This window comes from Streptomyces sp. KLMMK, from assembly GCF_036961605.1.
Lineage (GTDB): Bacteria > Actinomycetota > Actinomycetes > Streptomycetales > Streptomycetaceae > Streptomyces > Streptomyces telluris.
Map to the genome: position 1 here is coordinate 18,333 of NZ_JBAMDC010000009.1, position 13,089 is coordinate 31,421.

The 13,089-nt window shown below is 71.5% G+C and carries 12 protein-coding genes; 7 read left to right on the forward strand and 5 right to left on the reverse strand.

Translation table 11 applies throughout. The annotated features are described in order from the left end of the window. Positions 1 to 46: 46 nt before the first annotated feature. Positions 47 to 1,078, forward strand: coding sequence for a methyltransferase (locus tag V7793_RS03220; RefSeq protein ID WP_335581340.1), 1,032 nt, complete (start codon positions 47 to 49; stop codon positions 1,076 to 1,078). Positions 1,079 to 1,089: 11 nt separating this feature from the next. Here the strand turns inward: V7793_RS03220 and V7793_RS03225 are convergent, their stop codons facing one another. The 3 genes from V7793_RS03225 to V7793_RS03235 form a co-directional block, all read right to left on the reverse strand. After that, positions 1,090 to 2,766, reverse strand: coding sequence for a purine-cytosine permease family protein (locus tag V7793_RS03225; RefSeq protein ID WP_335581341.1), 1,677 nt, complete (start codon positions 2,764 to 2,766; stop codon positions 1,090 to 1,092). Between the two features lie 155 nt (positions 2,767 to 2,921). Further along, positions 2,922 to 3,629 carry a bifunctional 2-polyprenyl-6-hydroxyphenol methylase/3-demethylubiquinol 3-O-methyltransferase UbiG gene (ubiG, locus tag V7793_RS03230; protein ID WP_335581342.1) on the reverse strand — a complete coding sequence of 236 codons (708 nt, stop codon included), beginning with the start codon at positions 3,627 to 3,629 and terminating at the stop codon, positions 2,922 to 2,924. A gap of 192 nt (positions 3,630 to 3,821) precedes the next feature. Beyond that, positions 3,822 to 4,496, reverse strand: a complete 675-nt coding sequence (locus tag V7793_RS03235; protein ID WP_335581343.1) for a MerR family transcriptional regulator — start codon at positions 4,494 to 4,496, stop codon at positions 3,822 to 3,824. Positions 4,497 to 4,630: 134 nt separating this feature from the next. Here V7793_RS03235 and V7793_RS03240 point away from each other — a divergent pair, with 134 nt between their 5' ends. Next, positions 4,631 to 5,935, forward strand: coding sequence for a YhgE/Pip family protein (locus V7793_RS03240; protein WP_335581344.1), 1,305 nt, complete (start codon positions 4,631 to 4,633; stop codon positions 5,933 to 5,935). 204 nt (positions 5,936 to 6,139) lie between these two features. Beyond that, on the forward strand, positions 6,140 to 6,475 hold the full coding sequence (locus tag V7793_RS03245) for a thioredoxin family protein (RefSeq protein ID WP_335581345.1): 336 nt from the start codon (positions 6,140 to 6,142) through the stop codon (positions 6,473 to 6,475). 78 nt (positions 6,476 to 6,553) lie between these two features. Here V7793_RS03245 and rox read toward each other — a convergent pair whose 3' ends face one another. Together rox and V7793_RS03255 are read right to left on the reverse strand one after the other, a co-directional pair. Continuing rightward, positions 6,554 to 7,981, reverse strand: coding sequence for a rifampin monooxygenase (gene rox, locus V7793_RS03250; RefSeq protein ID WP_335581346.1), 1,428 nt, complete (start codon positions 7,979 to 7,981; stop codon positions 6,554 to 6,556). A gap of 190 nt (positions 7,982 to 8,171) precedes the next feature. Beyond that, positions 8,172 to 8,705, reverse strand: a complete 534-nt coding sequence (locus tag V7793_RS03255) for a hypothetical protein (RefSeq protein ID WP_335581347.1) — start codon at positions 8,703 to 8,705, stop codon at positions 8,172 to 8,174. Between the two features lie 284 nt (positions 8,706 to 8,989). On the opposite strand from V7793_RS03255, the gene V7793_RS03260 reads away from it, so the two are divergent. The 4 genes from V7793_RS03260 (at position 8,990) to V7793_RS03275 (ending at position 13,085) form a co-directional block, all read left to right on the forward strand. Next, entirely contained in the window at positions 8,990 to 9,781 is a 792-nt protein-coding gene (locus V7793_RS03260; protein WP_335581348.1) for a tRNA-dependent cyclodipeptide synthase, read from the forward strand. Next, positions 9,778 to 11,001, forward strand: a complete 1,224-nt coding sequence (locus V7793_RS03265; protein ID WP_335581349.1) for a cytochrome P450 — start codon at positions 9,778 to 9,780, stop codon at positions 10,999 to 11,001. Before V7793_RS03260 ends, V7793_RS03265 begins: the two co-directional genes overlap by 4 nt. A gap of 6 nt (positions 11,002 to 11,007) precedes the next feature. Continuing rightward, a complete protein-coding gene (locus V7793_RS03270; RefSeq protein WP_335581350.1) occupies positions 11,008 to 11,787 on the forward strand; it encodes a class I SAM-dependent methyltransferase in 780 nt (259 codons plus the stop codon). Between the two features lie 284 nt (positions 11,788 to 12,071). Further along, positions 12,072 to 13,085, forward strand: coding sequence for a beta-ketoacyl-ACP synthase III (locus V7793_RS03275; protein WP_335581351.1), 1,014 nt, complete (start codon positions 12,072 to 12,074; stop codon positions 13,083 to 13,085). The last annotated feature ends 4 nt before the right edge of the window (positions 13,086 to 13,089 follow it).

The following is a 13,089-nucleotide window of genomic DNA, read 5'->3' on the forward strand; positions in this document are numbered from 1 at the left end:
GTGGTGATCCTCCGGTACCCGCCGGAACCAGCCCCGGGAGATCACCTTGGAGCCCTCGTCCAGCCCCCGCGCCTCCGCCCCCGACGCCTCAGGGGCCATGCGGCTGATGGAGGAGACCTTCGGTTTCCTCCACTCCGCCGCGCTGCGGACCGCCGCGTCACTCCGGATCGCGGACCGGCTCGCCGACGGACCGCGCACCGCCGCCGAGCTCGCCGCGGACACCGGAACCGACGGCCCGACGCTGCGCCGGCTGCTGCGGCACCTGGCATCACGCGGCGTGTTCCAGGAGGACGCGACGGGCGCGTTCGGGCTGACGCCCGCCGCGTACGCCCTGCGCACCGACGTTCCCGGCTCGCTGCACGCCACGGTGCTCCTGCTCACCGATGACATGTTCCTGCGGCCCTCGGCCGACCTCGCCGAGACCGTACGCACCGGGGAATCCGCCTTCCCCAGGGTCTTCGGCACCCCCTTCTTCCAGCACCTCGCAGCCGACGGCGCGGCCCGGGAGGTCTTCGACGCCGGGATGGCGGCCTTCTCCGGTCCGCTCGACGACGTGGTCGCCGCCGCGTACCCGTTCCCGGACCGGGGCACGGTCGTGGACGTCGGCGGCGGACGGGGCGGGCTGCTCCGGGCCGTCCTGCTGCGCCACCCCGGCCTGTCGGGCGTCCTCTTCGACCGGGCGGCGGCGGTACGGGAACCCCTGCTCGCCGTGGAGGAGCTGACGGGGCGCTGGAGGGCCGAGCCCGGGGACTTCTTCGCCGGCGCCCCGGAGGGCGACATCCACCTCCTCAAGCACGTCCTGCCCGACTGGAGCGACGAGGACTGCGTCCGCATCCTGCGGTCCTGCCGCCGGTCCCTCGCCCCGGGCGGCCGGGTCCTGGTCGTGGACGCCGTCCCGCCGCCGGGCAACGACCCGCACCCCGGCAAGGATCTCGACATGCTGATGCTGACCGCCCTCGGCGGCAGCACCCGCACCCCCGCCGAGCTCGACGCCCTCTTCGCCGAGGCCGGCCTGCGCCGCCTCCGCACCCTGCCCACACCGGGCTTCGCCTCGATCGTGGAGGCGGCCGCGGGCTGAGCCTCCGCCGGTTACGCGGCGCCGCCGCTCGCGGGGAGCACGTGGTCGCCGATCCTGTCGGTGCTCAGGCACAGGGAGCAGACCACGGCGTCGTGGGTGCGGCAGGCGGCCACGTCCGGGCGCTCGAACTCCTGCCGGCAGACGTGGCACTCGTAGAGCGTGGCGCTCGGGTTTCCGTCCGCGTCGAGCAGGGGTTCGGCGATGCCGTCCGTGGTGCGGCGCAGGTAGTAGCGCCCCTTGGTCAGTACGGCCATCAGCGGGGTGAGGACGAGGGCGATCAGTGCCGCCGCGACCGGGGAGTAGGGCTGGAGGGTGTCGCCCAGGGCGTGGAAGTACATGGCGATCGACAGGCCGGAGGCGGCGACGAAGGCGACCGTGCCCACGGGGTTGACGGCGTAGAGCATGCCGCGCCGGAACTCGGGTGCGTGCGGGGAGAGTTTCAGCACGTACTTGTTCACGATGATGTCCGTGGCCACGGTGACGACCCAGGCGATGGCGCAGTTGGAGTAGAAGCTCAGGACGCGGTTGAGGAAGCTGAACATGTCGGCCTCCATCAGCGCCAGCGCGAAGGCCAGGTTGAGCAGGACGAACACCATGCGGCCCGGGTAGCGCCCGGTCAGCCGGGTGAAAGAGTTGGTCCATGCCAGTGAGCCGGAGTAGGCGTTCGTCACGTTGATCTTGATCTGGCTGATCACGACCAGGACCACGGCCAGCGGAAGGACCAGCCACGAGGGCATCATGGCGTCGAAGGCGGCCTTGAACTGCTGAATGGGCTCGGCCGCGGCCGCCGGTCCCACGGAGGCGATGACGTATACGGCGAGGAAGACCCCTATCGCCTGTTTCAGCGCACCGAGCACGACCCAGCCGGGGCCGGCCACCACGACCGCCGTCCACCAGGCGCGGCGGTTCGCGTCCGTACGGGGAGGCATGAAGCGCAGGTAGTCGATCTGTTCGCCGATCTGCGCGATCAGTGACAGGCAGACGCCGGAGCCCAGCAGCACCGAGGCGGTGTTCACTCCTCCCTGGCCGCCGGTGCCCGCGTACGACAGCCAGCGGTCCACCGTGCCCGGGTCGGCGGCCACCAGATAGACCAGCGGACCCACCATCAGCAGCAACCAGACGGGCGTCGTCCACACCTGAAGCTTGCTGAGCGCCTTCATCCCGTAGACGACCAGGGGGATCACCATGAACGTCGAGACCAGATAGCCGAGCCACAGCGGCAGCCCCAGGCCCAGCTTCAGCCCTTGCGCCATGATCGACCCTTCGAGGGCGAAGAAGATGAAGGTGAAGCTGGCGAAGATGACGCTGGTCAGGACCGAACCGTAGTAGCCGAAGCCGGAGCCGCGGGTGATCAGGTCCAGGTCGATGTTGTAGCGCGCCCCGTAGTAGGCGAGCGGAAAGCCGGTGACGAAGATGACCACGGCGGCGACGAGGATCGCGGCCAGGGCGTTGCCGGTGCCGTGGGTGAGGCCGATGCCGGCGCCGATCGAGAAGTCGGCCAGGTACGCGATCCCGCCCATCGCCGTGGTCGCCACGACCATCGGCGTCCAGCGGCGGTAGCTGCGCGGGGCGAACCGGAGGGTGTAGTCCTCCAGGGTCTCCCGGGCCGCGTGCCCGAGGTCGGCCCGGGCTTGCGGAGACTCTTCGCGGCCGATGGGTTCCCTCGATCGTCGCTCGGTACTGCTCATGCGGTCTCCTGGGCGTGCAGTGGCTGCAACGGCTGGCAGCCGGCCACGGGGAACGCTAGGCAGGGCGTATTTCCTGCCGCCGCCTCGAACGTGAAGGCGATGTTTCCGTGTTCACGTCCGGGTGGGCCGGGTGAGCCGCTGCGGTGCCCCTGCGGTCAGCGGCGGGCGGCGCCCAGGTAGGTGCAGGAGAGGTCGCGGGAAAGGCGGGTCCGGAAGCTGCCGTCGGGACGGCGGCCGACCACGAACAGGCCGGCCATCCGGCCCAGTGGTGTGAGTCCGGCAGCACCCAGGTAACCGGTCGCCTCGGCCGGGGTGATGAAGTCGTTCCAGTCGTGCGTCCCGCGCGGGATCACCCGCAGCACGTGCTCCAGTCCCCAGATCATGATCAAGCGGGAGCGCCAGGTCCGGTTGATCGTGTCGAACAGGAACACTCCGCCCGGGGCCAGTACGCGACGGATCTCGCGCACCACTTCGCCGGGGCCGGGCACGTGCTCGAGCACGTCCAGGCAGGTGACCACCGAGAAGGACCCGTCGGCGAACGGCAGGCGCTCCCCCGCTCCCACGGCGTAGCGGATGTCCAGGCCGGACTCCGCGGCGTGCTGCCGGGCGGCGCGCACCAGGGCCGGGGAAACGTCGACTCCCGAGGCGACCGCGCCGCGCGAGGCGAGGTATTCGGTGGTGAAGCCCCCGCCGCATCCGACGTCCAGCACCCGCTGACCGGCCCAGCCGCCGTCGACGTACCGGTCGAAGTAGGCGAACCGCGGTTGATTGAGGGCGCGCAAGGGCGCGGCCGGGGAATCCTCGGCCCACCAGTCACGGGCCATCTTCTCGAAGAGCTCGGCTCCTCCGTCGCCTCGTCCCATCCTGCACTCCCCGTTTCCCTGCGACCGGTCGGCATCGTCTCCTGTGAGCAACGAGGACCGGCCCGCACGGCAACGGACGGCGGAGACGAAGGCCGAAAGCAACGGGCCACGTGGCGGACACCCCGCGGCCCGCGGCCCGCGCCCCCGCACGGACTGCCGCCGCTGCCACCGCTGTCACCGCTGTCACCGCTGTCATCCGCTGCGGGGGCCGTCGCCCGGGAGGCTCGGGATGCGGCGGCGGACCTGGTCCTCCTGGGCCAGCCGCCGGAGCAGTTCGAGCACGGGGGCGGAGAGGGCGAAGACGATGACCGCCTGCTCGGCCAGGGCCTCCGGGGCGTCGTCGAAGGCGGCGGCGCGGTCGAGGTCCAGACGGGCGATGGAACGGGCCAGCTCCGCGTAGGCGACGAGTTCGCCGGGCCGGTAGTCCGCGTCGAGGCGCCTGAGCTCTCGCAGCGCCGCCGTGAGCCCTTCCACGTGGGGGGACGTGCCGGGCGTCTGCCAGTCCATGGCCGCGATCAGGTCCGCCACCTCCGCTTCCGCGGCCGAGCCGATCTCCGCCTCCCGGCCGGCGTCGCCGGCCGGGGACTCCGCGACGGGCACCGGCAGGGCGTAGCTCACCGCCCCGAGGGCACTGTCGGTGCTGTGCGCCTGGTCGACGGCGGTGAGGACGTCGCGGGTGGCGGCGATGGAGAGCCCGCCCAGGGTGGTCAGCGCCTTGATCAGCCGCAGGCGCTGGACGTGCTCCTGCCCGTACTCGGCCAGCGTCGCGGCCGTCGCCTTGCCGGCGGGCAGCAGGCCCTGCCGCCGGAAGTACTTGATGCTGGCGACCGGCACGCCGGTCGTGCGGCTGAGCTCGGAGATCTTCATGCGGCTTCCTTGCTGGTGGTGCGCCGGCCGGGCGTCCTACTGCGACGACTGGACACTCCTGGAAGATACTGCCACTATCTAGCTACTGGATACCTTCAGTATCTAGTTACTCTAGGTAAGAACTCGGAGCGAATATGCCTTCCCCCGAGCCCTCTTCCGTACTCCGCAGCCCGAAGCTGTGGATCGGTTCAGGCCTCATCGTCGCGGTGGTCTCCATCCTGTTCGCCCTGCTGTACGTCGGCGGCAACGTGGACCCCAAGGGCAACCTGCGCGACCTGCCCATCGCACTGGTCAACAGCGACCGCGGCGCCGACACCAACGGCAAGCACCTCAACCTCGGCGACCAGGTCGTCTCCGGGATCGAGAAGTCCGCCGCGAACAACGACAGCTTCGCCTGGCAGGTCGTCAGCCGGCAGGAGGCCGACAAGCGGCTCGGCCAGGGCAAGGTCTACGGCGCACTCGTCGTCCCGGAGAACTTCACCGCCACGGTGGCGGGGCTGACCAGCCCGAAGGCCACGGAGGCCAAGCGCCCGACCCTGACGGTGCTGACCAACCAGTCCGCCGGCAGCATCGGCTCCTCCATGGCCAGCCAGGCGAACCAGAAGGCGGCCCACGCCGCCTCCGCCCGGCTCGGCAAGGACCTCCTCGACCGGGCCGCCGCCCAGAAGGCCCCGCTCGCTCCGGCCGCCAAGCTGATGCTCACCGATCCGGTGAACGTCGAGGTGGCGGACGGCCACCCGCTCGGCACGCACAGCGCCATGGGTCTGAGCGCCTTCTACTACGCCCTGGTCCTCGTCGTCTGCGGCGTGCTCGGCGCCAACGCCATCAGCTCCCAGGTCGACACCGCGCTCGGCTACGTGCACACCGACTTCGGCCCCTTCCGCCAGCGGATGCCCGTCCGGCACACGAGCCGCGTCCGCACGCTGGCCGTCGGCACGGTCCTCATGCTCGGCCTCTCCGTGGTCATGGGATCCCTCGTCGAACTCGCCACGGTCGGCGTCCTCGACATGGACGCCTCGCACCTCGGCCTGCTGTGGCTCTACTCCGTGGGCACGATCGCGGCCGTCGGCGTCAGCGCCCTGGCCATGCTCGCCGTCTTCGGCACGCCCGGCATGCTGGTCTCCACCATCGTCTTCATCGCCATGGCCGTCCCGTCCTCCGGAGCGACCGTGCCGCTGGAGGCGCTGCCCGGCTTCTTCCGCACGCTCTCGGAGTTCGAGCCGCTCCGGGCGATCACCGGGGGCACGCGCTCCATCCTGTACTACGACGCCCAGGGCGACGCGGGCCTGACCCGCGCGTGGATCTCCATGGGCATCGCCCTGGTCGCCTCCGTGCTCTTCGGCTTCGGCGTGACGCGCCTCTACGACCGTAAGGGCCTGCACCGCGTCCCCCGCCCGGACGAGTCCGCAGACACGGCGGCGGCGGCTGCCGCAGCCTAGAAGGCGTCAGCGAAGAAGGACCGGTGAGCCCCGGGCGCATGGCGCCCGGGGCTCATTTCTCGTTCCCCCCGCTCACTTTCGTTCCGGGCTCCTGACGGCAGGGCGCGACGGCCGGTATGCGCGACCACCCGACCCGTGGAACCGTGATGCACACGGGCTGTCCCCCTCCATGCACGCCGGAAGAGTCACGAAGGGACGAACGACATGGCCATCACACCGCTGACGAGCTTGGCCGAGTTCGAGGAGACGATCAGCCAGGACAAGCCGGTGGTGGTGTTCTTCTGCGCGACGTGGGCCTCCCTCTGCCGCGTGACCGGTCCCCTCCTCGAGCGCTTCTCCGGACTTCCCGAATTCGCCGGCACCGAATTCCGTTCGGTGGACCTGGACGAGGCGTACGAGGTCGCCCAGAAGGCGGGCGTGGGCCCGGTCCCCGTCGTCATGGCGTTCCGCAGCGGCACCAGGCTCGCCGAAGCCGTCGCACCCGGTCCGGAAGCGCTGCGGGAGCTGATCGGCGCAGCGGGCACGACGGACACCGCGTGACGCTGCGCGGATCACCGGACCGCGCCCCGGAGCACATACCGGCAGCCGGGGAGGGCCCGGTGCCACGACCGGGCGCGCTCAGCTCGCGGCGGCGCCGAACCACCTCGGCAGCTCGCCGAGCAGACCTGCCTGGTCTTCGCCCGCCCACGCCACGTGGCCGTCCGGCCGCAGCAGTACTGCCGGCACGTCCAGTTCCTCGCTGACGTCGACGACGTGGTCGACCCGGTCGGCCCAGCCGTCCACCGAGAGGCGGCCGGTCCGGTCGAGCAGCAGACCTCGGCCGCCGTGCATCAGCTCGTAGAGGCGCCCCCGCTTCAGCTGTACGTCCCGCAGGCGCCGGCCGAGCAGTTCATGCCCTTCGCCGAAGTCGTAGCGGACCCCGATCGCAATGATCTTCTCGATCAGGAACCGGTTCACGTCCTCGAAGTCCATCAGTTCCGACAGCAGCCGGCGCACTGCCCGGGCGCCCGGCTCGAGGGAGATCAGCTCCATCTGCGCGCGGGTGTTGTCCAGGACGCCGGCGGCGACCGGGTGCCGCTCGGTGTGGTAGCTGTCCAGCAGCCCCTCCGGTGCCCGGCCGCCCACTTCGGCGGCCAGCTTCCAGCCGAGGTTGAACGCGTCCTGGATGCCGAGGTTGAGCCCTTGCCCACCGATCGGCGGGTGGATGTGCGCCGCGTCGCCGGCCAGCAGCACCCGGCCCACCCGGTAGCGCTCGGCCTGCCGGGTGGCATCGCCGAACCGGGAGAGCCAGCGCGGCGAGTGCACGCCGAAGTCGCTGCCCGCGACCTCCCGAAGCCGCTGCTTGAACTCCCCGAGCGTCGGCTGGACCGTGCGGTCCTCGGCCACCCCCGCGGCGGGGACGACGACGCGGTACACCCCGCCCCCGAGGGGCCCGGCGCCGAACCGCAGCTGGGTCTTGCGGATCTCCGTGACGACGGCGGCCACCGTCGCCGGGTCCTCGGCCACCTCCATCTCGCCCAGCAGCGTCTCGACCCTGGTGGGCTCGCCGGGGAAGCCCACGCCGAGCAGCTTGCGCACCGTGCTGCGGCCGCCGTCACAGCCGACGACGTAGCGCGAGCGCAGCCGCGTGCCGTCCGTCAGCTCGACGGTCACCCCGTCCTCGTCCTGGCTCAGCCCGGCCACCTCGCAGCCGCGCCGCACCTCGGTGCCGAGCTCGGTGGCGTGCTCGGCCAGCAGGCGATCGGTGACGGTCTGCGGGATCCCGAGGACGTAGGGATGCGCGGTGTCCAGCCGGTCGGGCCACGGCTTGCCGATGCCGGCGAAGAAGCCACCGACCGCGTGCTGCCGGCCGTGCGCGAGGAAACGCTCCAGCAGGCCGCGCTGGGCCATCACCTCGATGCTGCGCGCATGCAGGCCGAGCGCGCGGACGAACCTGGTGGGCTCGGCCTCCTTCTCCAGTACGACCACGTGCACGCCGTGCAGCCTCAGCTCGCCGGCCAGCATCAAACCGGTCGGCCCGCCGCCGGCCACGATCACGTCGATCACGAATTCTCCCCCTTGTTTCCGCCTTCGGCCGGTGATTGTGCGCCATGACCGGGGCCTTGCCGCAAGGCCCCCTGTGCGCTATACGTTGAGAGTGGGGAGAGGTGCGTCCACTCCTGCATGACCGAAGGCGGATACGGCGCCGGGGTTGCGCCGGGGTGCGCCAGGGTGTTCCGTGTTCGAACCGCTTACGTCAGAGGCCCACCGGCGTATTCATCAGCGACACCCGGCCCTCGGTGTCGAAGAGGCCCTCGCCCGCAGGGACCGGGGAGACGCCCAGCACCTCCGTGAACAACGCCGCCCCCTCATCGGTCAGCGTGACCGGGAGCTTCGCCGTCAGCCGGGCCGGGGTCAGTGACAGCACCTGCGGGTCCAGGCGGAAGGCGAGCCAGGGCACTTCGCGGCCGTCGACGGTGGCGTAGTAGCGCGAGGCCGCCGCGTCCGCCCAGTGGTCACGGATCTGCAGTCTGCGGCCGTCCCCGTGGGCGAAGTCGAAGCCGCCCTTGCACTGCAGCGTGCCCCGGGAGAAGTCCGGGCTGATGCCTCCGCCGGTGATGGGAAGCGACACTCCCCCGTTCCCATTGGTGTGCGCTTCGCCGGGGGACAGCGCTTTCAGCGTGATCCCGGCTTCCTGCAAGGCCGCGGCCGCTCGGGCCGTCAGATGGTACTCGCCACGCCCTTCACCGAAGCGGACGAGTTCCCCGGGGTTCAGCTTGTCTCCCAGCATGCCGGTTTCCTTTCTCGAGGTGCAGGCGGCTCTTGCTCTTGATGTGCACACGCGTGGCAACTCCCTGAGGAGTCTCCCGCCGTGTTCCGCCGTACGCGGGATGCACGTGAAGCCACCCGAATGCACCGGCACCCGGAGTGACCCGGGCGGCGGACCCGCTGCATCCGGCGTGGGATACGGCCCGCGGCGCGGGCGTTGCGTCACCATGTGCCCACCGGACAGCGCACCCCGCAACGAGAACGCCCGACGCGAACCCGCACCGCCATGGAGATCCCACCGAGCCCATGGAGACCACACCCCCCTATCGCACGCTTCCCTGCACCGAGCGGTGCGGGCGCCATCTCATGGCGGCCGAGCACGCTCTGATCGGACTGTCGCCGTGGAACGGCTACTTCACGGCGCGGCGGGTCGAGTCCCTGGTGGAGTGGGCCGCCGGCACCTTCCGCACGGTGGACGTGTTCATCCCGAGCTACGAGGCGGCCTACACCCTCATCGCTGCCGGCGTGGAACCGTCCGTGGCGGTGGGCCGGGCGCGCAGGGCGGTCAAGAAGCTCCGCGGTCCGGCGCAGCGCGCGCTCGCCCGCGCCGGGTGCGGCGAGGGCCGGGTCCACACGGGTACGTCCCTGGCGGCGCTGCCTCGATACCGGCAACTGCGCCGCACCGCGGAACACATGTACCGCCACGATCCCGGTGTCCGCGCGGCATGCCGGGCCGTCGCCCGGGCGGCCGTGGCCGGCGCGCTCGGCGTACGGGAGCGGGGATCGTCGCGGCCGGCACCGGATCCGGGGCTGTCCGAGGAGGCGCTGGACACCGCGGCTCGTTACGCCTGGGCGGAGTTGCCGGTCATGCTCGATTCGCCCGGCATCTTCGGCGTCGGCTCGTCGGTCCTCGTCTACCACCGGCGCATCCCGCTCATCGAGTCGCTCCTGGAGGACGGCTCCGCGCTGTCTCCCGCTCCGGGGCAGGGCTTCGTCGTCGTCACGCCCGCCAGGGGGCCGTCCCCCGGCAGCGCGGCGGAGGACGTACAGGGCTCGCCCTACAGGGCGTCTTCGGGCCGGGAGGCCGCGGCTCTGTGACCGCCCTGCCGATGCCGTCGACCGCCCCTTCCCTGCCCCTGCGCTACCCGTTCGCCCTCGGCCCCATGGGCACACCGCCGCCCGTCGTCCACTGGGCGCGGGCCCACCGTCCGGTCTGCCCCGTCCTGCTGCCGTCCGGGGCGCGGGCCTGGATGCTCACGCGCGGGGACGACATCCGCTCGGTCCTGGCCGACCGGCGCTTCTCGCGCAGACTCGCCTTTGCTGGGGCTCCGCGGGTGGTCGGCGAGGACTTCACCGCCGTGCCCGGGTCCCTCTTCAACCTCGACCCGCCGGACCACACCCGGCTCCGCCAGATCCTCGCGCCCTACTACACGCGCACGGCGGCCGCGCGCTGCCGCCCGGTGATCCGCGCACTGGTCGACGAGGTCCTCGGCGAAACGGCCCGCGGTCCCAATCCCTGCGATCTCATGGAGGCCTTCGCCGCTCCCCTCCCGCCGCGGCTGGCCTGTGCGCTTCTGCGCGTTCCCCGGTCGCTGTGGGAACAGGGCGCAGCGGGGTTCGCCGCGCAGTCGGGCTTCGCCGCCGACAGTGCGGAGGTGGCCGCCGCGACCGAGGCCGTCACCGGTTTCACGCGGCGGGCCGTCGACCTTCGCCGTGCCGATCGGTCCCGACGCGACGACCCCTTGGGCGCGCTTCTGACAGCATGTCAAGCAGGGGACATCACGGAGGAGGAGCTGTACGGGACGGCCTCCTACCTGCTCGTCACCGGCGTGGAATCGTTGGTCTCCCCCATGGCCACCGGCCCTCTGACGCTCCTGCTCCACCGCGGCCAGCTCCTGCGCTGCCTCGCGGATCCGGCCCTGTGGCCGGCTGCGGTCGAGGAGGTACTGCGGTACCACCACAACGGCGTCCTCGGACTGCCGCGCATCGCCCTGGAGGACGTCGAACTGCACGGCACGCTCATCCGCGAGGGCGACGCCGTGTGCGCCACGATGCTCGGCGCCACCTGGGATCCCGCCCACTACCGCAACCCCGCCAGGTTCAACATCCAGCGGCGGGAGAACGCCGACCCCACCTTCGGAGCGGGCCCCCACTACTGCCTCGGCGCCGCCCAGGCGCGCACTGCCCTGACCGTCGCCTACCACGCCCTGTTCGAGCGCCTGCCCGGTCTGGAGCTTGCCGTGTCACCCCGGGAGATCGCCTGGGACACCACCTCCATGTTCATCCGGCCCGCCACCCTGCCCGTCGTCTGGAGGTAATCCCGTATGAGCGACCTCAACACGGCGGGCGCGGCCGGAAGAACGGACGCGTTCGACGCCCTGGGCGCCCTCTACGAGGAATCCGCCCGGCTGCCGTTCCGTGAGCACCTGGAACACCACTCGGTCCGGCGGGCCGTCGGTGACGTCACCGGGCTCGACGCGCTCGACCTCGGATGCGGCTCGGGCCTCTACACCCGTCGCCTGGCGGCCTGGGGCGCGGCCCGCGTCACCGGCGCCGACAGCTCCGCGGGCATGCTGGCCACGGCACGGGCCGTCGAGCGGGCACGGCCGGTGGGCGTCCGGTACGTGCACGCCGACGCCACCCGCCCGGCCGCCGTGGGCCTCGACGGCACCACCGACCTCGTCCTGAGCGTCTACGTCCTGTGCTACGCCCGCTCCGAGCAGGAGCTCACCGCCGTCCTCACCACGGCCCGCCGCGCGCTGCGCCCCGCCGGAGGCCGCCTCGTCGCCGTCACGCTCAACCCGGACTACGGGCGGGGCACCGCCTACTACGCCCCCTACGGCTTCACCCTGACGCAGCCGGAAGAACGGGAGGGCGCCCCCGTCACCCTGGACGCGCTCCTCCCCGGCGGCCGCTTGCACGTCACCGCGCACTGGTGGTCGCGGAGGACCTACGAAAGAGCCGCCCGCGCGGCGGGCTTCGCCGGCACGTCCTGGACACCTCCGACCGTGTCGCCGCGGGGCCGGAGGCTTCTCGGAGACGCCTACTGGTCCGCGTACCTCCGCGCGCCGCAGGCACTGATTCTGGAAGCCACCGTGGCGTGAGTGGTCCGCGCACGGTGACGCGGCACCGCAAGATCTGAAGCGGTCAGGGCGCAAGCGTTCCCTAATACGGGGCGAGCGGAAATCAAACAGCTCACGGCCACATACATCCATCGCCGGAACAAGAATGCGGATGCCTGCTCGTTCGATGATCGCACTTTCGTTGCACGGTAAACGTGATCGTCAGAAGGAATCCCCGACTCCTTTGACGGGCACTTAATGCGTGAAATACAGTGGCGCACGATTGACGCACGATCACAGGCTTGCTGTCGATCCGGGGGATTCGTATGGCCAGTTCCGCTGCCGTGGTGGCCGGTGTCGGTTCCCACCTCCCTCCGCGCGTGATCCGTAACGACGACCCGGCGCTTGCGCATCTCGGTTCGAGTGACGAGTGGATTCGCAGCAGGACAGGGATCGGGTGCAGACGGTGGGTGGAGCCGGGAACCGGCACGGGGGACCTCGCGGTCGAAGCGGGCCGCGCGGCCCTGCGCAGCGCCGGCGATCCGGTCGTGGACCTCGTCGTACTGACGACCACGACGCCCGACCACCATTCACCGGCAACGGCTCCGTGGGTCGCCGCCCGGTTGGGACTGGGCACCTTGCCGGCGTTCGACGTCGCGGCGGCCTGTTCGGGGTTCACCTACGGGCTGGCCGTGGGCGACGCGTGGATCCGGTCGGGGTCGGCGGAGTGCGTGCTGGTCCTGGCCGCGGAGACGCTGTCGACGATCACCGACCCCTCGGACCGCGGCACCGCCGTGGTCTTCGCCGACGGGGCCGGGGCCGTGGTGCTGCGCGGCGGCGAGCCCGACGAGCCCGGCGCCGTTCAGGCGACCTGCCTGGGCAGCGACGGCATGCAGAAGGACCTCGCCGTGGTCGAAGCCGGCGGCTCCCGCCGGCCGGACCCCGGGGGTGCCGCGCCGGTGGCGGACCGCTGCCTGCGGATGCAGGGGCCGCAGATGTTCGCCCACGCGGCGCGCCGGATGACCGAGGTGTCCCGGGAATTGCTGGAGAGGGCGGGATGGCCGGTGGATTCCGTCGGCGCGTTCATCGGCCACCAGGCCAACCAGCGGATCCTGGACAAGGTGGCCGACTTGGTGGGAGTGCCCGATGCCAGCCGCTTCGGGAACGTTCATAAAGTCGGCAATACCTCTTCGGCATCGATTCCTCTGGTCATGGACGATCTGGTCGAGGCCCGGGCCGTCGCCCCCGGTACGCGGACGCTGCTGACCGCGTTCGGAGGCGGCGCTGTATGGGGGGCGGTCGCGTTGTCCTGGCCCGATCTCAAACCCGCACGACGGTAAGGAG

Bases quoted from the DNA above. Each gene is read 5' to 3' on its own strand.
- V7793_RS03225 (WP_335581341.1), bottom strand. From the start codon at position 2,766: ATGAGCAGTACCGAGCGACGATCGAGGGAACCCATCGGCCGCGAAGAG.
- ubiG (WP_335581342.1), bottom strand. From the start codon at position 3,629: ATGGGACGAGGCGACGGAGGAGCCGAGCTCTTCGAGAAGATGGCCCGT.
- V7793_RS03235 (WP_335581343.1), bottom strand. From the start codon at position 4,496: ATGAAGATCTCCGAGCTCAGCCGCACGACCGGCGTGCCGGTCGCCAGC.
- V7793_RS03240 (WP_335581344.1), top strand. From the start codon at position 4,631: ATGCCTTCCCCCGAGCCCTCTTCCGTACTCCGCAGCCCGAAGCTGTGG.
- V7793_RS03245 (WP_335581345.1), top strand. From the start codon at position 6,140: ATGGCCATCACACCGCTGACGAGCTTGGCCGAGTTCGAGGAGACGATC.
- V7793_RS03255 (WP_335581347.1), bottom strand. From the start codon at position 8,705: ATGCTGGGAGACAAGCTGAACCCCGGGGAACTCGTCCGCTTCGGTGAA.
- V7793_RS03260 (WP_335581348.1), top strand. From the start codon at position 8,990: ATGGAGACCACACCCCCCTATCGCACGCTTCCCTGCACCGAGCGGTGC.
- V7793_RS03270 (WP_335581350.1), top strand. From the start codon at position 11,008: ATGAGCGACCTCAACACGGCGGGCGCGGCCGGAAGAACGGACGCGTTC.
- V7793_RS03275 (WP_335581351.1), top strand. From the start codon at position 12,072: ATGGCCAGTTCCGCTGCCGTGGTGGCCGGTGTCGGTTCCCACCTCCCT.